Raw genomic sequence first — 19,054 nt, forward strand, 5'->3', positions numbered from 1 at the left:
TTTTTAGTAGCGTTGTAAAATTAATTTTCAGAATATTAGATCGAAGCCGCTTTGGTTACTTTTCCGAACCGACAATCATTTTTCTGTATTCCGACGGGGTCATGCCCGTATATTTTTTAAACGTCCGGAGGAAGCTTCGGGAGTTGGCATAACCGACCTTCTCCGCAATATCGTTCACCTTCCTGTCCTTCTCGAGCAGCAGCGCCTTAGAGGCATTAATACGAATTTGAATCAAGTAATCGATGAAATTGTTCTCCGTATATTCCTTAAACAGCCTGCTGATGTAAGCCGGGCTGATATGAAATTGCTCCGCCAGAAGGTCGAGAGAGAGCTCGCTTTCCTGATAATGCTCCTGGATATATGCGGTCATCCGCTCAATCGTCTCATTTTTTCCGCGATGGCTCCGCTTCTCTTCGATTTTGGCGGACAGCTCCTCCAGAACGGAATAGACGAGCCGTTCCGCTTCCTTCCAATTATCGCAAAGTCCGATCTTCTCATAGATGCCGCTAAGGGAAGGGGCGGACGGCTCCTGTTCAATGCCAAGCGATTCGACCGTATACAGAGATTTCAGGATCAGTTCAAAGGACAATTGACGAATCAGCTCCGGCTCCAGGCTGCTTTCCACGGCGGCGCGGAACATGTCATCCATGTCATGGCGCACTGTTGTCATGTCCGTCTTTTTCAACGCGTCGGTGATCGAATGGACAAACCGGCTTAACCGGTAATAATGCTGGCTTTCGGACGGAAGCAGGTCTTCGATGGAAATGACCGAATTTTGGCCAAAAACCATTTTGTAACGGAGCGCCTTTTGCGAACCGGTATACGATAAGGGGATATCTTTCATTTCTTTGAAGCATGTGCCGACTCCAACGGTCACGACGATGCCAAACTGCCGCTTCATGATATCAAGCACCTGTTCCAGCAGCGCAAGCGTCCGCAGATGGTTCTGGTCCGCATCGCCTTCGGCAAAGCTGATGACAACCGCTGCCCGGCCGCCTCCCAAATCGATTGCGGCTCCCGCACATTCCGTATTGATCAGCTCTTCCGCCACGTTGCAAAACGCAAACGCAAAGAGCGATTCGTCCCGCGGGCTCAGAGTCGCTCCTTCTTTTTCGATTTCAGCCGTACAAACCAGAAACCATTCTTCGTAAAGCTTGGCCCCGACAAATTCAAGCTGCTGGCTCACCGATTGATAATCCGCTTTGAACCCCGTCAATATATCCATAATGATTTTCCACTTCAACATCGGCTTCGAATCCCGCAGATGCTTTGCGAGGTGATCACGGTCGATGACCATTTGGTCAAACACCGTTTCCAAATAGCCAAGCTGTGCCGTATTCCAAGACTGCGGATGCGACGGGTCGCTTGTGTACGCGCTCGATACTTTCCCGATCAGCCTCTCCAGCGGTCTAAACGTCCAGCGGTTTACATAAAACAAAGCGGCCAGCCCAAGCGCAATCATCAAACAGGCGAATAAAACGAGCAAATTACGGGTAATGTTCAGCGGTTCGTAAATTTTCGATTCCGGTATAATGCTGATCATCTTCCAGCCCGTATATTCGGAAGTCCGATAAAAAACCGTTTGCCGCACGCCGTCCAAATCGACCGTAAAAAAGCCGTTTTCTTTTTCCGATAACACGCGTTTAATGTATGGAAGCGCATTCATATTGTGGAATAATTGAGTTTTGTCATCATGGGTAACGACTTTTCCTTCCTTGTCCACAATCATTAAATGGCCGGCGTGCCGATCTTCGTAAACGGCTTTGACCATGTTATACACGACTTTTTCATTAATGTTGACGGCGACCAAGCCTTTGCGGAATCCCGGACTGCTGATCGCCGGATAGCTGCGGACAAGGGTAATGACATTGTGATTCTGGCTTCCATCCCAAGCCTGATGAGTGGGCAGCCATTTGAAATATTCGGACATATTCAAATAAGGCTTTAACCAATTGCTCTCGGGAGCGGCATTCTTGATGTAGGACTTATCTGTTAAAATATCGCCGCTTTTATCGGAATAGACATAGATTGAGGAATAATCGGGATTCGTACGAATGAAGTCGGTCAGTTTGGTGTTCAGCGCATAAAAGTTATTGTATTTCTGAGCGTCATCTTTATAACTGTCCATAATAAAGTAAACGAATTCGATGTCGTTTGTCAGGTTAAGCAAGTCCTTCTCCGTCTGCCGGAACACGACTTCAATTCGTTGATCGACCTGCTGAAGCAAAGCCGAGTTCGTATCGTTTAAATCCCTTTCCAGCGTCCCCATCGTACCGATGTAAGACAACCAAAACGTAAGGATGATAACGGTTAAAAAGACGACTCCGTAAACCAACATCACTTTCCCGGAAATGCTGATCTCCATTCAAGGACCCCCATCGGTTCGGCTATGGACACGGACGGCTCATACTTGGAAAAATTTATCGGCACAGTAAAGTATATCAAAGTCGGTACAAGTGCGTAAAACGGAATTTGGGGGATATTTTGAAATACATGCGATCCTGCAAAAATACTTTTTTTGTTGCACCGCTGCAGGTTTAGCGAGGAAGGACCTCCGACTCCGCTTTGCTTCAGCGGAATTGGAGGTCCTTTTGGGGGATAATCGACAACCCGCTTGCTGCGCTGTTTATAGAGTGTATGTGTCGATAATGCTTCGTATTCGCAATCCGCTCTGCAATTCGCTAAGCGTTGAAGGCGCGGAGAGATCTTCTTTACGGAGGATGATTCGTTTCGGACGACCCGCAGATAGGTGGATGAAATTATCGCTGAGCCGGACGTCATGACCGGTGAAATCCAACTCGACAAACGCGGCAAACGATTCGGAATGAAGGGTCAGGATGTAAGCATCGGCCTCTTCCGTCATTTCCGCCCGCAGCGCCGGCTCTGCAAAATGAAAATGTTTCGGTTTCACAAACAGGACGCAGCCTTCGCTGACAGCCCTTCCCTCCAATTCAAGTTCATATTCCAGGTAAACTTCACGGCTCTTGACCGGGTCTCCTCCAAGCACTTCGGCAAAATCCAGCTCCGCAGATCCCGCTGCCGAGAGCGCCTCGACCGTTATGCTCATCGAGCCTTGTTGAATGACGGCTGAGAGCCGGTCCCGGAGCCGCCAATGAACCATACCTTGAACAAGTTTCGGCGTATCGTTCGTGACGGCAAGCTTAACCTTCGTTCCCGTTTCTTCCGCGGACAGCAGCACCGGCGCATAAAAGCGTTTTGCGTAGTAATGCAGGGCTTTCCATCGGCCAAAATAATCGATGCTCGACCAGGATGCACCCGGCCAGCAATCGTTGAGCTGCCAATAGATCGAGCCCATGCAGCGGCCCCGGTTGCGGCGCCAATGCTCGACGCCATAGCGCATCGCTTCGGCTTGAAGCAGCTGCGAAACAAACAGCAGAGAATCGAAGTCCTTAGGGTACAGAAAATTTTCGGAGATACCCGCTATAATTTTCCCGTTGCCCGCCGGATTTTTTTGATGACTCTCCATCACGGAGCTGAAAATATTCCGGTCCCCCTGCTCCGTGAACGAATCCACCGTCTTCAACGCGGGGAACGATTGAAAGCCGAATTCCGAGCAGAAGCGGAAATAATGCTCCCGGTATGCCGTGAAAGGCTCCCCTCCGTGCCAAACGTCCCAGTAGTGGACATCGCCTTTATGCGGGGCGTTTGGCTCGTCAAAGCCGCCTCCCGAAGAAGGCGAAGCCTTCCAGTAAAACGTACCCGGATCAAGCGTCCGCATCAGCTCCGGAAGAATGATTTCAAACTGTTTCACATAGTCGGTCTTCAGCTTGGCCCGCTTCGGAAAGTCCCAATCGACCCAGGCCATTTCCATTTCGTTATTGCCGCACCAAAGGCCAAGCGAAGCATGATGGCGAATCCGTTTGACGTTATCGGCAATTTCGGCTTTGATCTGCTCCGTAAATTGTTCCGTCATTTCATATTCCGCACAAGCGAATAAATGATCCTGCCAAACGATCAAACCGTATTGATCGCATAAATCGTAAAAATAATCGTCCGGGTAATAACCGCCGCCCCAGACGCGGATGCAGTTGAAGTTCGCATCCCTGCAGTCGCGGATGAGCCGCTCCGTCCTTTCCTTGCTTTGCCGGGCCCTGATGTTATCCTCGGGGATATAGTTCGCCCCCATTGCAAACATCGAAACCCCGTTGACGACGAATTCGAACGTTTCGCCCCAGGAATCGGGTTCCCTCTTTACGGTCAGGGTCCGCAGTCCGATCGTATACTCCCGTTCATCCACCTGCATGCCGTCTTGCCTGAGCTCGAGCTGCAAGCGGTACAGAGGCTGTTTGCCGAGCCCGCTCGGCCACCACAGCTCCGGCTGATTGACCCGAATCCGGATATGCCCGGGGCTGGCGCCGCCCGGAAGCGTTTGGGCTTCGTTCAGCAAGCCGTCCGGCGTATACAGCATGGCGAGAAGCTCGAAGGAATCCGCACCGGGCGATGCCCCAAACGATTCGGCCGATACCCGGATATCCAGCAGAACGCCGCCTGAATCGTCGTGTTCCTGCGTTATGTAGACGTCACCCAGGCGTCCTTTGCGGTAAGCCGCCAAGTAAATATCCCGCCAAATGCCGCTGTCCGGCAGCTTCGGCCCCCAATCCCAGCCGAACATATAGTGCGCTTTGCGCAGATGCGGAAAGCCCTGCACAACATATTCGCCGTTCGCCGCCCACAGGCTGCGCTCCTTCTGCTTTTGCTCCACATATTCGACCGGAGAATAGAATATGAGCCGGAGCGTATTCACGCCGGAAACGATCTTGGACGTCACGTCAAAGCAATACGTACGATGCATATTCATCGTTTTCCCGATGATTTCTCCATTCAAACGCACTTCCGCTATCGTGTCGAGCCCTTCGCAGACGAGCTCCAGCCGTTCGCCTTCCAGCAGCGCGGGATCAACAATAAATTCACGCACATATTCATAAATTCGCCGGAACGAATCAAAGACTTCATACTGCCGCTCCCGGTAATACGGGTCGTTCATCTTGCCGGCGCGAATGAGATCGGAAGCGATCGAACCCGGCACGCGGGCGGGAATCCATTCTTCGCCCAAGGCTGCTTTCATCCTCCAGCTTCCGTTTAAATCCTGCTTGATCATGTTTGATCCCCGCTCTTCCTGTTTTGGGTGCCGTTACAAAAATTCGCTCAGCAGCATCAGGACCAAACCTTGTCCGTACAGTGTCGGATGACAAGGAATGGCGTTGTAGGCTTCGACCGTATCCAGAACCGGGGTTCCTCCCGAAACGCCGGATACCTCTCCATTTGCATCGATTTTTTGCAAAATCGCTTTTAAGGTTCGGTCCGCCGACTCCATCATGGAACGATCGAGAATGCCCTGCCTTACCCCCTGAGCAATACCGCAAGCAATTCCGGCGCTGCCGGACGTCTCCGGGTAAAAGTCGGAGCGGACCATGACGGTAGGCCACAGCCCGTCTTCCCGCTGGTACCGGATCAGCCCTTCGATCAGCAGGGTATACTGGCGGATCATTTCCTCGGAAATGGGACATATCCCCTCCAGCTCGCTCACAATCATCGGCACGCCGACGGCGACCCAGGCGTTCGCCCGGGTCCATCTGGCAGAAGACATATGATTGGCGGCGATGCAGTTCCACCCGTGAAAAAGCACATGCGTATCTTTATCCTGAAGAAGCCTCAAGTGAAGCTCGAGCTGACGGGCAGCTTCCCGTCCGTATTCCGCCCGCCCCGTCAATTTCGCCAATCGTGCCAAAAACAGAACGGCCATAAACACCGTATCCGCCCAAACCTGCTCCGGAAACCCCACATTTTCCGTCACCGTATGCTCAAACGCGCCTTCCCTCGTACGCGGAGCTTCATTCAGCATCCAATCCCCTGCCTTGACAGCCGTGTCGAAAAAGTAGGCGTCCGACGTATAACGAAACAGCTGCGGATAGATCGCAAACGGGGCCATGGAATTAATCACCTTGGCACGCTCCGCTTTGTCCCTGTTATTTTCCGCCCACGCGGCCAATTGATCGATGATTTCCTTCCGTCCGCTTCGTTCATAATAGGACAAAATCGCGATCACCCCGACTCCGGGCACCCAGTCCCATTGATCGAGGCCCATCGCCCACTTGTTGGCATGCGGCTTCAGCATATACTCGTACACCAGCCGGGCTTTGGCCGGAATGCTTTCCTGTGGTTCAATATGTTCCATTCCCCCCTGATCCTCCTTCTGCTATCCGCCTAATTTATCCGGTCCCGGCCGCACGTCCAGCGATATCGAAAGCTTCTTGCCGGGGACGGCGCTTTCGGCCGTCAGCCGGTCCGGTTCATGGGTGAGCATGACTTCAGGAACAGAGGCCGTTTCGCCGATCGATAACATAAACAAAAAGGCCGCTTTCTCCATCCGCGAAAAATGAAACGTCCGCTCCGCGCCCGCATAAATGACATAGTCGGCGGCCAAGATGCCGTCCTGCTCCGTCACTTCCCAACGAAGCTTCACGCCTTCATCCGGGGGATCCTTGGGCTTCCCGCTTTCATCCCCGGCTTCTTCATCGAACGCGCCGTAAACCGAACGGACCGCCGCCTGCATGTCGCCGATGCGCAGATGAACCGTTTCCGAATCGGACCTTTCACTCTCCACGTGATGGAGGGATCCGCCGATTTCGAACCGGATCCGCAAATCCGACGACGTGATGGAGCCGCCCGTTTTGTCCAACGAAGGGTGCGTGTTTCCTCCGTTCGTTAATAAGGTGAGGCCAAATAAGGCATTCCCCTCCATTTGATCGCAAGTCAGCAGGGCCGAGGATAAATCGTATCCATCGTTTAAAAATCTCATGTGCAAATAAGTCACTTCTCCGCCGTTATCGAAATACGCAACGAGGCTCCTGCACTGATTCCACATGATCTCCCGGCTAAACGAGCCCAACGTATAACGGGGATTCATATACGTTGTCGCCCATTTCTCCACTTCTTTCTGCTCGTCTTTAAAATACATGTCACGCACGGTGCATTCTTCCGGCGTACGGAAGTAAGGCAGGAACCGCATCGGGCACCGGATGCCGCTCTTGAACCACTCCGTAGAGTACTCAAGCCGATCGGACGAAAGAAAAGAAGCGGCGCCAGCTGTCGCGATCTGCAAAAAAGATTGCGCGTACGGCTGCAGCAGCGTGCTGTAGCTGCGGGTATGCGGACCGGCCCACTGCCTCGTCGGAGGATGGTAATGCGCCGCAACCATTCCCCATGCGATATCGAGCAATTCCAGACAAACGGTCTTTACGCGTTCCAGCTTCGTTTCCGCATGCAGCTTGGATAATTCGAGGATCGAAATGAGCGCGTAAGTCGGACTGTTATATTCCTGAAAGGTATTCAGCTTTCGGGTGTACGCAAGGAAAGTTTCCAGTCTTTGCAGCCCATAGCCTGTGTAGTCTTCCCTGCCCAGCAGCTCTCCTGCAATGAGCGTCACGAACGATCCCATAATGGAAATATTCGTATAATTAGGGCCGACATTCCGCTTGATGATGGCGTCCGCTGCATTGCAGACCGCCTGACGAACGCCACTTTCGAGCGATTCGGGAAGCTTGCCGCCGTGCCTGGAGAGAACCAGGGCGAGATTTTTCCCGATAAAATCGGCCCAGTTCCAATCGGGAGGGGACATTTGCGACAGTGGCTCCTCGTAAAACCAGGACCAAATCCCAAACGTATCACGTTTGGGATTGGTATCCTGAAGCTGGATCAGCTTGCCCAGAATGCTGCAGGCACGCTCTTCAAGTTCCGGAATTTCGCTGTCCAGCAATGCGACCGCATAGACCGCACTTGGGTAAGTGGCATGAACGAAATCCGCCTGCTTGATGGTCGTATGGTAGCCCGGGCTGCTAAAGGGAACACGAAGCAGCTGGACCTCGGGATTATATTGGTCTTCCAGCGACTTTAGCTTTTCAATGAGCCGGTGATGATCCGTCATGGCTTCCATACTCCGCACCTCCGATCAGGATTTAATCTGCTGCAGTATTTTCAGGCTCAACGGATGTCTCGGTTGAAGGCTGGTCTGGTGTATCTCCAGCATTCATGGATGTCTCGGTTGAAGATTGGCCGGCCGTGTTCGTCGATTGGAGGATGGCATTCGCATCTCTTAACAAATAAGACGCCGCCTCGTTTGTAATCGATTTGCCGGTTTGTTCTTTTACCTGAGCGATAAAGCCTTTGATATCGCCTTTCTGCAGCTTCTTCTGTAAGCTGGCGGCAATTTCGGCCTTACTAATCCATTTTTTTGCTTCAAACAGGGATACCAATTTTTTTAATGAGTCAATATTGGTATACGTCTGGAAAGTCACCGTCTTTTGCTGCGTGTTCCCTGCCAAATCGCTTGCATTTACCGTAAAGGTATGGGAGCCAAGCGGCAGGCTGTAAAGGGGAATGGTCGTTCCCGGCGCTACAATCCCGCCATCCAGCGTCGCCGTTGTCTTTTGCGCGTCCACCCCGGATAAAGGGTCCGTTACGGTATACTGCGGCGTTAAGTCGCCGGCATCGCTGTAACTGCTTTCTGCCGGCGCCGTTACGTCAATGACGGGAGCGGTTGCATCCATGTTGAAGCCGATCGTATGAGCTGCTTCAACATTGCCCGCAAGATCCGTCGAACGGTAGCTGAAGGAATAGGTTCCATCTTGATCGAAAGGTACGGCCCCCGTGTACACTTGCCAAGCGGTGCCGCCATCCAGGCTGTATACGGACTCGGCCACTCCGGACCGATCGTCGGCGGCATCCAGACTTACAGTTACTCCGTGCACATACCAGCCGTTTTGGCCGTCAGGTGCTGCAGGGCTCACGCTTGAGGTCGTGGTCGGCGCCGTTACGTCGGCATGAATAATAACCGGCTTGAACAACGAAGATTGCTTACTGGACCCGATTCCGCTTCCCCATTCGATATAACCTTTGCGGCCATTGCCGTCGTTATCGTTCACAACAACCGACAAGCTGAGAATGCCATCTTCCGGTACGATCGGCGTCAGCTCGCTCCAAGGCACCGCCAACCGGTAAATCGTATCTTTCGCCGTCTCATCCCTCGTAATTTGCAGAGTACGATTGGTTACGGTTCCGGGGACGATTCCTTGCGGGGCCAGCCATCGATACAATTCCGGCCCTGTCGGCGTCAATGCCGCCCCGTACTCATACCATTGACCATTTTCGCCCGGCGTGCCGGCCGAAACCGCAAATTGAACGCCATCTCCCTGCCAGATCGACTCCTTCTCAAACGGCTGGGAAAAAGCATCATCATGAACGTTCGCACTCAAGTACAGGTACTCGGAATCGTATCCGAACCAAAGCTTCCCGCTCAGATCTTCGGCGCCGCCGTAAGTTGCAATCTTCAAATTAACGTCCGTCACCAGATCGATGCTCCCTGAATCAGGCAGGCTGTTCATTTGCTCCGCCGTGCGGTAATCCAAAGGGAACATGCTGCCGGCGTCAACCAGCTTTAGATTTCCTCCGTATTGCAGCGTTTTGCCGTCCGCCATAGTCAAGTTGAACGTATAAGGAAGCAAGGTATTGTACGGGAGGCCGTCAGGAACCGGAATTTCCACCGATCGTTTGGTATACGCAGGAATGACCATATCGACATTCGTAGCGCCCGTTATCCCGCCAATGTTCCAATCGATGCTCATTAACCGCCGTTCGAACGGCCTTTTATTGTCGACGATGACTTCCAGCACATCTTCCGACTCGTTTTTCAGGATATGCTTGGCCGTCACTTCCTGAGGCGTTATGACGTCGAACGTTTCGGACAGCCTTGCAAATTTGCCCGCCTCGTTTTGCACAGTGGCGAAAGCCGTCTTTTTGCCTGCCTCGACAACGCCCGGGAACTGTAGAGGGTAGCTTCCCGCAGCAGTTACCGTCAAGTCCTTCGATATCCCTTGGAAAGAAACGGTAACCGTTTCTTGCGGGGATGCATCCTGCTCGGTAAACGTCAAGGTTACCGGATCTTCGGTGTACGTCAAACCGCCGGCCAGCTTAAACCGGCTGCTGGCATCAATGGTGTCGATGCTCCCTTGCACGAACAACGGCTCGCCGCTCAACGTCAGATAGACTTTTCCCTGATTCGGAACGTAGGTGTCCGAGCGGCCCATCATGTCGGTTATGACAAGAGGGGTTTGCGTACTCAGCGCAACATCTTTTTTATCGAGCGACCATAACACGTGTACGGCGTTGTTGTCCTTATTAAAGCTGTAATGATAGATACCGTCCGACGTCATCTGAGCGGCGACGGTTGCTCCGGTAAGCTGCCTCGTCATCGTCGCCAGGGCGACATAAGCCGGTTTAGGCGTGTACGCGCCCAGCTCATCGCCGGAATTGTGGATGATGCCGAAATTATGCTCATTGTTGAGCTTATCCGTGCCGTCGTTCATCAGATCGTACCAAAATATTTTTTCCACACCGGATGCGATACTGACCACGTAGCTGCGGATCAAGTAAGCGGCCTGCGTATTCTCATCCACACCAAGCGGATTAAGATGTGTCGGCCATCCGATTTCGGAGAACCAGATCGGAATAGTCGCTCCATTATTGTGCGTGCGCACCAGCTCGTTCAGCCGGTCGATTTCCCCGATGAGCCCTTCCGGACTGTCCGGATAACGGTAGGGATGGACCGAGAGCGTATCCATGTAGTTCAATCCGCCGAGTTCAAATACGTCCGTAAGCCATTCATGCGGAATTCCGGCCGTAGCTGCACCGACGACGTTCAGGTCCGGGCGCACGGATTTGACCGCTTCGTAACCTTTCTTGAGCAACTCGAAATACATATCCGCCCTTGATGCCGCGGGACCTTTGCCTCCGAAAAACGGAAGGTTGAACTCATTCCAAATTTCTCCGGACTGGAGCTGGCTCCCGAATTTATTCACAACCGCCTTCACATAATTCGCGTACCCTTCTCGGGCGGAATCGGTATAGGGCGTCTGGAAGTTATCGTAATACTGATTCGTAAACGCGAATACTAGAAATGGATCAATTCCTCTCTCCTTCATCGACTGCATCGGGAGTGTGAATTTGGGGTTGAATGAATATTGACCCTGGGTAAGCTCGATTTCCGACCAGAAAAAAGAGTCGCGAACCGATTTGACGCCTGAATATTCAACAACCGGCATCATCTCCCGGTTCCAGCCAATCCCAAAGTGCGCTTGGATGGCAAAAGGGGAATCCGCTACTTGTGAAATGTCGAACGCGGGCAGTGCCGCAAACGTCGTTTCAGCCGTTTTGACGAGTGCACCCGCTTGATAAGCGTCCACCTTGAGCCGGTAATATCCGTCCGCAGGCACCTGCACGTTCAATCTGGCCTTGCCCGCTTCAACGGGCATGCTTCCGGTCGCGACCTGCCCGCCATAAGCATCGTAGGCCGTCCATGCCACTTGATCGCCCGTCGTTAGAACGTCCATCGTTGCGGTCCGGCTTCCGGCAAACACATTGCCTACCTGTGTCTGTACGATCGCCAGATCAGGGGTATTCACTTTGGCCCGAATGTCATCGAGCCAGATGGTTCCGGCTGTCTTGCCGGTTATCAATCCCGGTTTGGATAATTTGAAGTAAATTTTCTTCAGCGGGCCGTACCATATCCCGTCGTTTTTCCCGCCAAAATGAATGTAATTTGTTCCGGAGGTGAAAGAGCTCACCGTGATTTTCTGCCAATCCGACACCGGCTGAAGATTGATCGTCTGCTGGTGATTCTGGTTGCTGCTATCCATTAAAACAAGGTCCAAAGCCTTGAAATCGCCCGTTTTTACCCAAAACGATATTTCCGCCGCATCGACCGGCAAAATCCTTTTGAACGTATAACGCTCCAAGGAAACCGCGAAATATTTGCTGAAATCAAGCTGCATTTTCCCTGATGAATTGCCGAATTGATAAATGGCGGGATCCAAACTGTATTCTCCGTTGCCAAGATTGCCGCTGCCTCCGATCAGAAAGTCCCATATTTCATCCGTGCTTTCAAAATCTCCGAGGCTTACTTCAGTCGTCAAACTGGATGCCGCATTAGCTCTCGGTTCCGGCACGCCATAGGCTGCAGGAAAAAGAAATGAACCGAAACCGATTGCGGCCGAAACGAGAACGGACAGCGCTTTCTTATGCCAACTCATGATGGTTGCGCCCTTTCTTTCTAGATTTTGTGAAAAAGGCGGCAACCCATCGTCCACAAAAAGGTTGGCATAGGATTACCGCCGCAACGTTATTTCAGATCGGCTTTATTTTTCTCGTACCACTCTTGAACCAGCTTCTCTACATTATCGCCGCCAAGCCGCTTCCATTCCTTGCGGATTTCTTCCATACCGGCCTGCGGTGTAAGCGCGCTGCCTCCGGTTATGATCTTGGCCTCGATTTGGGTGGCGATCGGATAGAAGGTCGCGACGAGCTGCGTCAATTCCGGAAGGTCCGGGTTATAGGGCAAATCTCTGCGGTACGGGTTTTTCATGGCCGTTTGAATGGATTGCGATCTCAGCTTGGCATACTCCTGCGAAAGAGGATCCTGGGCCGCCATGATCGGAAACCACTCCGGCTTCGGGCTCCACTGGCTTAAGACGGCATATTCGGAAGCATACGAAACCTCATTCCTGAACTTGGTGGCGTCAATCCGTTGCGGAACTCCGTCAACCAGCTTGGAATGGACGTTCTCTTCGCCGATTCGGAGCGTCCACCAGCCTTTATCCAGCATCCAATCCAGGAATTTAATGGCCGCTTCAACCTTCTCCTCCTTCATGCTGCTGTTGAAGGCGACCAGGATGTAGGCCGGGTTTTCCTGGTACAAACCGTTTTTGCCATATTTCGATGACAGGGATTCCAGCGGGGCCAGCTTCGCATCCGGGACGTTTTGCTTTAAATCTTTGAATTCATTCTCCATGTCCCAGTTGCCGAAAAAAATGCCCGCATTCCCGGTCGTCCACAGCTGGCGCGCACGCTGGAAATTCGTATCGGTAATGTATTCCTTGTCGATCAGCCCTTCATCGAACAGCTGCTTCTGGAAGGCAAGCGAATCGGTGTAACGGTCGAGCGTTCTGGCGAACTTGAGCTTGCCGTCCTCCAAATACCATTGGTTTTCATTCGTAAAGAAGAATGCCCGCATAATTTGCACCGCATTGCCGTTGAAGACGATCGGCACCGTATCCGGTTTCCCGTTGCCGTCGAAGTCCGCATCCCTGAATTTACGGGAGACCTCGATTAACTCCTCCACAGAGGTCGGCGCTTTCAATCCAAGCTTGTCGAGCCAGTCCTGGCGAATCCACATGCCGTGGTTGGCGATGGTATCAATGCCGCGCTTACTTGTAAGCGCATACATTTTTCCGTTAATGGTGATGGCGGACTTTAATTCGGGATGGTCGTTCAAATATTTTTTGATCGTGGTGCTGTACTTTTCAATGTACTCATCAATCGGCTGAATCGCCCCCTGGTTGGCGAGCTGGGCAATGTAGTTGCGGTCGTATTCCCAAATCAGATCCGGCGCGCTTCCCGAAGCGATTAACGTATTCAGTTTTTGCTGGGCTTGCGGCCGCGGTACGGGTACCCAATTGACTTTGACGGGCGAATTGTCGTTGATCCATTGGGTCCACCGGTTCTTTTCGTAGCTGCCTTCTTCTACCGGCACTGTCCCCCTGTCGAACATGGAAACGCTGATTTCCGTCTTCGGTACATTTGGAGCCGTTCCCTCTCCCGTTGAATTCGAATCGTTAGGAGCCTCCGAGTTGGAGCTGCAGGCAGCCAGTACGGACAACGACAAGCTTGCGGCGAGAACCATTTTCCAGATCTTCTTTCTGCTCAACTGATACATCCCCCTGTACAATAAATGTATATCAAGAGAATAAAACCTCCGGATATCAGCCGTTCACCCTTTCACCGACCCGATCAATACGCCTTTGACAAAATGCTTTTGCAGGAAAGGATACACCAGCAGAATCGGCGTAATCGCGATGACGATGGCGGCCGCTTTAAGCCCTTCCGGCGTAAGGACGATTTGCGAAGCCCCTTCGCTTCCCGACACGTTCGTTAGCAGGCTCTGGTCCACTTGCAGAATCATCTGGTATAACTTGACCGACAGCGTTTGTTTTGTGGTGTCCGATATATATATGAGTACACTGAAGTACGAATTCCACCATCCAACGGCATAAAACAATGATAAGGCGGCGATGATCGGCTTGCAAAGGGGCAGCATGATCCGAACCAGTATGAGCCAGTCGCCCGCTCCGTCGATCGCTGCGGATTCCTCGATTTCTTCCGGCAAGCCTTCCATAAACGTTTTCATAACGAACAGGTTATACGTACTGATTAACGCGGGCAGCCACAGTCCCCAATACGAATCCATCAAACCGAGGAATTTGACCAGGATAAAATTCGGTATAATGCCGCTAATGAACAGCATCGAGAAGGTGATCAGCATGAGGATCGAGTTTCGCCCCATTAATCTCCTTCTGGAGAGAGGATACGCGGCCAAAACCGTCATGACGATGTTGAACAGGGTGCCGACAGCCGTGAGTATAACCGTATTTTTCATCGCAACGAAAAGCTGGCCGTCTTCCATGAGCCGCCGATAAGATAAGACGTTGAATTCGACCGGCCATAAAAACACTTCCCCGGCCGTAATCGCCCGGCTGCTGCTGAAAGAGGAGGCGACGACGTACCAGAGCGGATATAAAGCCGCCAGCGAAAGAAGCGCCAGAATGAAATAATTCGCTCCCGTCCAAACGGACCCTGCCTGTCGTTTTGCCCCGGACATTTTCATTTTCTACCATAACCCCCTTTCTCCGAATGCCCGGATCAACCGGTTGACGGTCACGACAAGAATGAGAGCAATGACCGATTGAAAAAGCCCAAGCGCAGTGGTATAGCTGTAGCTTGCATTTTGCAAGCCGACCCGGTACACGTACGTGCTGATGACATCGGCGACGTCGAGCACGGATTGGTTTTGGAGCACCAGCGTTTGTTCGAGTCCAACGTCCATGAACTGCCCCATCCGGAGGATAAGGAGAATGGCAATCGTGCTGCGAATGCCGGGAAGCGTAATGTGCCAAATTTGACGCAGCTTGGATGCTCCGTCGATTTTCGCCGCTTCATACAGCTGCGGATCAATGGAGGCCATCGCCGCCAAATAAAGGACCGTACCCCAGCCCGCTTCCCGCCATATGCCGGACATCGTGTAGGCGAAAGGCCACCAATTGGAGCTAGCCATGAAATAGACCGGTTCGATCCCGAATACATTGTGCAGAATCATGTTCACGACACCGGTGCTCGGCGAGAGCATGGCGATGACGATCCCGCCCAGTACGGCCCATGAAATGAAATGCGGGAGATAGAGCAGGTTTTGCATCGTCTTCTTGTACCATTCCCTGCGAACTTCATTCAGCAGGAGGGCGAGCAGAATCGGAACCGGGAATCCGAGCACAAGATTGTAAACATTGAGCAGCAGCGTATTGCGGAGAACCCTCCAAAAATCGGTGCTCTCAAACAGCATCCTGAAATGCCTCAGACCCACCCATTTGCTGCCGAAAATTCCATCCACAAACCGGTAATCCTTGAAGGCGATAATTTCCCCGGCCATCGGGGCGTATTTAAAGATCAGATAATATCCGATGACCGGCAGCAGCATCAAATAAAGATGCCGGTCCCGAACAAACCTTCTGACAATGGCTGCGCCAGGCTTTCTTTTGTCCACTTTTGTCCATTCCTTCCCGGCTGGTGTCTTTTCCCCGAATGGTGTCTCTTCGATTAGGGCCGCTTGATTGTTCACTGCTTGATCGCTCACTAGGTATCCTTTCCGGCCGGTTGCTCGCCTGTCTTCTTCTTTTTTGACTTGGATTCAAATGGATCGTATCATGCCGCAGCCAAAATCAACATTGACACATTCGATACTCGATGTCTTTTTCTTCAAAAATGCAGGTCGCATTTTTTGCACCCAGTTCATTTTGTTGAGGTGTCAGGTACTTTAATTTGGAGTGAGGCGGAGAGACGGCGTGGCAAGGGCGGCTGCTCGCGGTCCCAAATTAGCTTCAAAAATATAAAAAAACGAACCGTTAAGGTGTTACCCTTGAGCGGTTCGTTTGCATTTGAGATCTGCCGCCCGGAGTCCTCGGAATCCCCGGACACCCCGGCTGTTGAAATTCTAACGGAACGAGCAGCCGTTATTTGAAGAAAATGAAGCACATTAGAAATGTAACGGAGCCAAGGGACCCTATTTACTGAAAAAGACCATGTTAAGGCCATTTATGTGCCCCATAAGGACTCTGGTCTCCGTTACGTTAGAAATATGGACTTTTTCCAGCTAATAACGGCGCTGAGCTCCGTTACGGGCAGCCAATACGGACTACTTCATCAGATTCGATCCTCTTCACTCTTCATCAGATTCAATCCTTTCTTCGATCCTTTCGGAACACCCCTTTGCCAAAACAACCGGCGTGGTACGCCGCCACCTACTGTCCGATCGTCCTGCCGCATGCCCTCCGGCAATAAACGGCAAGTAGCCAATGCCCCGCGATAACTTGAAGCGCTTACACAACACTCATCGCCTCAGACCGAAACTTCATCCGTTTTACGGGAGACGAGCGCCTTTCGTTCCCATGCTCTGCTTTTCCAGCGCAAAAAGAGGACCAGTCCCCGTACCCATTCGTCAACAATAAAAACAGCCCATATGCCGTACAGGCCATAACCCAATTGAATCCCGAGCAGATACATCAGCGGCATGCTGAACAGCCACATAATCAATACGGCCGAATTCATCGCGAACCGCGCATCGCCTGCAGCTTGCAGGGACCGTTCGAAGATGATATTGAAGTTTCTTCCCGGCTCCAATAAGAAGCTTAGCAGGAACAAAGTCGACCCGAGCCGGATGATGTCCTCCGATTCCGTGAACATTTCAAGCAGCGGAACCCGGAAAAAGCAGATGATGGCTACGGCCGCCAGCGTGATCAGCATGCTGCGGAACAGGTTGCGGAGCACCTGCTTATACGCTTCTTCATGCTCGCCGGCCCCCACTAGCTGCCCGACAATAATCTGGATCCCCCGCCCGATCGCAATCGCGATTACCATGACGATGAACGTGATGTTCTGCATGTAAATCTTGGTTGTCAGCATCATGGTGCCGAGCGATGAGACGAAGTAGGTGATCACTAATTGGCTGACGTTGTACGACAAATTGACAGCAGATGAAGGTATCCCCACCTGCAGCACCTTCGACACGAGGTCGCGTCTCCAATGCATCAAATTAACCCACCAGATAGGGATGCCGACGATTTTCCGCAGGATAAACAAATTGATGATTAAACCGATCAGCTGACTGACGTTCGTCGAAATCGCCACTCCGGTTACGCCAAGCTTCGGAAACCCCATCGGCCCATATATGAACAGGTAGTTGCCGAAAATATGCAGCAAATTGATCCCAACTGCGACCAGCATCGTGTGCCGGGTAAACCCGTGAGATTGAATCACCGCCACCGTCACCGTATTCAAAGCCTGCAGCACAAGCGCCCCGCCGGTAATCAGCAAGTAAGTGCGGGCCATTTCGAACAGATCTGGACTTAAGCTGAAAATATGCAAAAGTCTTCCGCTGAACAAAACGACAATGGCGCTCATGAAGAGACCGAAAACAAAATTGATTCCGAGTGACGAGGCAACGATGTTCTCGATTTCATCCGTTCTGCGGGATCCGAGATATTGGGAAACGACGACGGTGGAGCCTAGTGCGATGAAGTTGAAGGTGAGCACGGCAAACATAATAATCTGGTTGGACACGCCCACAGCTCCAACCGCTTCATCCGAAACCTTACTCAGCATCAGCGTATCCGTTGTGCGCAGGAGCATTTGGAGCGCAAACTCGATAAAGATCGGAAAAGAAATGGCAAACAGGGATAAGCTCCCTGCCCGGTGTCTGTTCATGCCAGTCGCCTTCTTCCTTAACCCTCGCAGGCTTACTTGATCGAACCTCATTACAGTATAGGGTCTGGAAAAATGAATGAGAATGTTAGATTCAGATTCTTTTTGTACATTAGCGACTTTTGCTCCTGGAACTGACCTCCCTCTTTACGGACGGAAAAACCATTAATGACAAAATTACAATTTTGTTAGTTGACAGTTGTTATATGTCAGGTGTATATTATAGTCAACAAGAGAGGAGATGTGAAAATGATGGATAAGAAGGAAGGAAATGTCGTTCTTGTCACAGGAGCAAGTTCTGGAATCGGTTATTTATCCGCGAAGTCGTTGGCAGCAAAGGGACATACGGTATACGCCAGCATGCGCGACATCGGCGGTCGAAACGCGAGGAAAGCGGAGGAACTTTGCGATTACGCCGAAGCTCATGGGTACACATTAAGGCCAATTGAACTCGATGTACTGTCGCAAACCTCCGCGGACCAAGCGGTTCGAACCATCGTGGAAGAACAAGGTCGACTTGACGTCGTCATGCACAATGCCGGTCATCTCGTCGTCGGGGTCGTGGAAGCTTACACCCCGCAGGAAATCATGAACGTGTTCGAGACAAACGTCCTCGGCTCACAGCGTGTCAACCGCGCGGCACTGCCGTACATGCGGGCGCGTCAATCCGGATTGCTGCTTTGGATCAGCAGCACGACCGTAAGAGGCGGATTTCCTCCGTTCCTTGGGCCGTACGTCGCGGCGAAAGCGGCCATGGACTCTTTAGCGCAGTCGATGGCCTACGAAGTCGCGAAGTTCGGTATTGAAACGTCCTTTGTCGTGCCTGGAGCCTTTACGAAAGGGACTTCCCACTTCCCCAATGCAGGCCGCCCGCAAGACGACGCGACTTCTGCGGAGTACGAGCGGATCAACGGCCTGCTTGAGGAGGTCGGCGCACGTTTAAGCGACCTTACGCCTCCCGAAGCCGATCCTCAAGCCGTAGCCGACGAAGTCGCTCGGATCGTAAGCTTGCCGGCTGGCAGCCGCCCCGCTCGCGCTGTCATCGATTTCGTCAATGACGGTGCTGAAGAGGTGACGGAGCTCTCCGAGAAAGTTCGGATTGAATTCATTCGCCGCATCGGATTAGATGATTTACTCACTGCATCTGCCTCAATGTAAGACGGAATCATATAAAATT

The 19,054-nt window shown here is 52.0% G+C and carries 10 protein-coding genes; 1 reads left to right on the forward strand and 9 read right to left on the reverse strand.

What is annotated here, in order from left to right:
• Nucleotides 1–55: 55 nt before the first annotated feature.
• The 9 genes from VN24_RS06365 to VN24_RS06405 form a co-directional block, all read right to left on the reverse strand.
• A complete protein-coding gene (locus tag VN24_RS06365) occupies nt 56–2,365 on the reverse strand; it encodes a helix-turn-helix domain-containing protein (RefSeq protein WP_045669709.1) in 2,310 nt (769 codons plus the stop codon).
• 261 nt (nt 2,366–2,626) lie between these two features.
• Complete coding sequence (locus VN24_RS06370) at nt 2,627–5,086, reverse strand: beta-mannosidase (RefSeq protein ID WP_238590841.1); 2,460 nt, start codon at nt 5,084–5,086, stop codon at nt 2,627–2,629.
• A gap of 66 nt (nt 5,087–5,152) precedes the next feature.
• On the reverse strand, nt 5,153–6,196 hold the full coding sequence (locus VN24_RS06375) for a glycoside hydrolase family 88/105 protein (RefSeq protein ID WP_045669711.1): 1,044 nt from the start codon (nt 6,194–6,196) through the stop codon (nt 5,153–5,155).
• Nucleotides 6,197–6,217: 21 nt separating this feature from the next.
• Nucleotides 6,218–7,954: a hypothetical protein gene (locus VN24_RS06380; protein ID WP_045669712.1), complete on the reverse strand. Its 1,737-nt coding sequence runs from the start codon at nt 7,952–7,954 to the stop codon at nt 6,218–6,220.
• A gap of 22 nt (nt 7,955–7,976) precedes the next feature.
• Nucleotides 7,977–12,104 carry an OmpL47-type beta-barrel domain-containing protein gene (locus tag VN24_RS06385; RefSeq protein WP_045669713.1) on the reverse strand — a complete coding sequence of 1,376 codons (4,128 nt, stop codon included), beginning with the start codon at nt 12,102–12,104 and terminating at the stop codon, nt 7,977–7,979.
• Between the two features lie 89 nt (nt 12,105–12,193).
• The gene (locus VN24_RS06390) at nt 12,194–13,777 is read right to left on the reverse strand and encodes an extracellular solute-binding protein (protein ID WP_238590842.1); all 1,584 of its coding nucleotides are present in this window, start codon (nt 13,775–13,777) and stop codon (nt 12,194–12,196) included.
• 63 nt (nt 13,778–13,840) lie between these two features.
• Complete coding sequence (locus VN24_RS06395) at nt 13,841–14,734, reverse strand: carbohydrate ABC transporter permease (protein WP_045669715.1); 894 nt, start codon at nt 14,732–14,734, stop codon at nt 13,841–13,843.
• Between the two features lie 3 nt (nt 14,735–14,737).
• A complete protein-coding gene (locus VN24_RS06400; RefSeq protein WP_338012226.1) occupies nt 14,738–15,754 on the reverse strand; it encodes an ABC transporter permease in 1,017 nt (338 codons plus the stop codon).
• A 761-nt stretch (nt 15,755–16,515) separates the two neighbouring features.
• Nucleotides 16,516–17,880: an MATE family efflux transporter gene (locus tag VN24_RS06405; protein ID WP_045669717.1), complete on the reverse strand. Its 1,365-nt coding sequence runs from the start codon at nt 17,878–17,880 to the stop codon at nt 16,516–16,518.
• 246 nt (nt 17,881–18,126) lie between these two features.
• On the opposite strand from VN24_RS06405, the gene VN24_RS06410 reads away from it, so the two are divergent.
• On the forward strand, nt 18,127–19,035 hold the full coding sequence (locus VN24_RS06410; protein ID WP_238590843.1) for an SDR family oxidoreductase: 909 nt from the start codon (nt 18,127–18,129) through the stop codon (nt 19,033–19,035).
• Nucleotides 19,036–19,054 lie beyond the last annotated feature (19 nt).

Origin of the sequence: Paenibacillus beijingensis (genome assembly GCF_000961095.1) — a bacterium.
Lineage (GTDB): Bacteria > Bacillota > Bacilli > Paenibacillales > Paenibacillaceae > Paenibacillus_O > Paenibacillus_O beijingensis.

What these genes read in the sequence shown, in the direction of transcription:
- VN24_RS06385 (WP_045669713.1), bottom strand. Translation starts at nt 12,104, where the DNA reads ATGAGTTGGCATAAGAAAGCGCTGTCCGTTCTCGTTTCGGCCGCAATC.
- VN24_RS06395 (WP_045669715.1), bottom strand. Translation starts at nt 14,734, where the DNA reads ATGAAAATGTCCGGGGCAAAACGACAGGCAGGGTCCGTTTGGACGGGA.
- VN24_RS06380 (WP_045669712.1), bottom strand. Translation starts at nt 7,954, where the DNA reads ATGGAAGCCATGACGGATCATCACCGGCTCATTGAAAAGCTAAAGTCG.
- VN24_RS06375 (WP_045669711.1), bottom strand. Translation starts at nt 6,196, where the DNA reads ATGGAACATATTGAACCACAGGAAAGCATTCCGGCCAAAGCCCGGCTG.
- VN24_RS06410 (WP_238590843.1), top strand. Translation starts at nt 18,127, where the DNA reads ATGATGGATAAGAAGGAAGGAAATGTCGTTCTTGTCACAGGAGCAAGT.
- VN24_RS06370 (WP_238590841.1), bottom strand. Translation starts at nt 5,086, where the DNA reads ATGAAAGCAGCCTTGGGCGAAGAATGGATTCCCGCCCGCGTGCCGGGT.
- VN24_RS06405 (WP_045669717.1), bottom strand. Translation starts at nt 17,880, where the DNA reads ATGAACAGACACCGGGCAGGGAGCTTATCCCTGTTTGCCATTTCTTTT.
- VN24_RS06365 (WP_045669709.1), bottom strand. Translation starts at nt 2,365, where the DNA reads ATGGAGATCAGCATTTCCGGGAAAGTGATGTTGGTTTACGGAGTCGTC.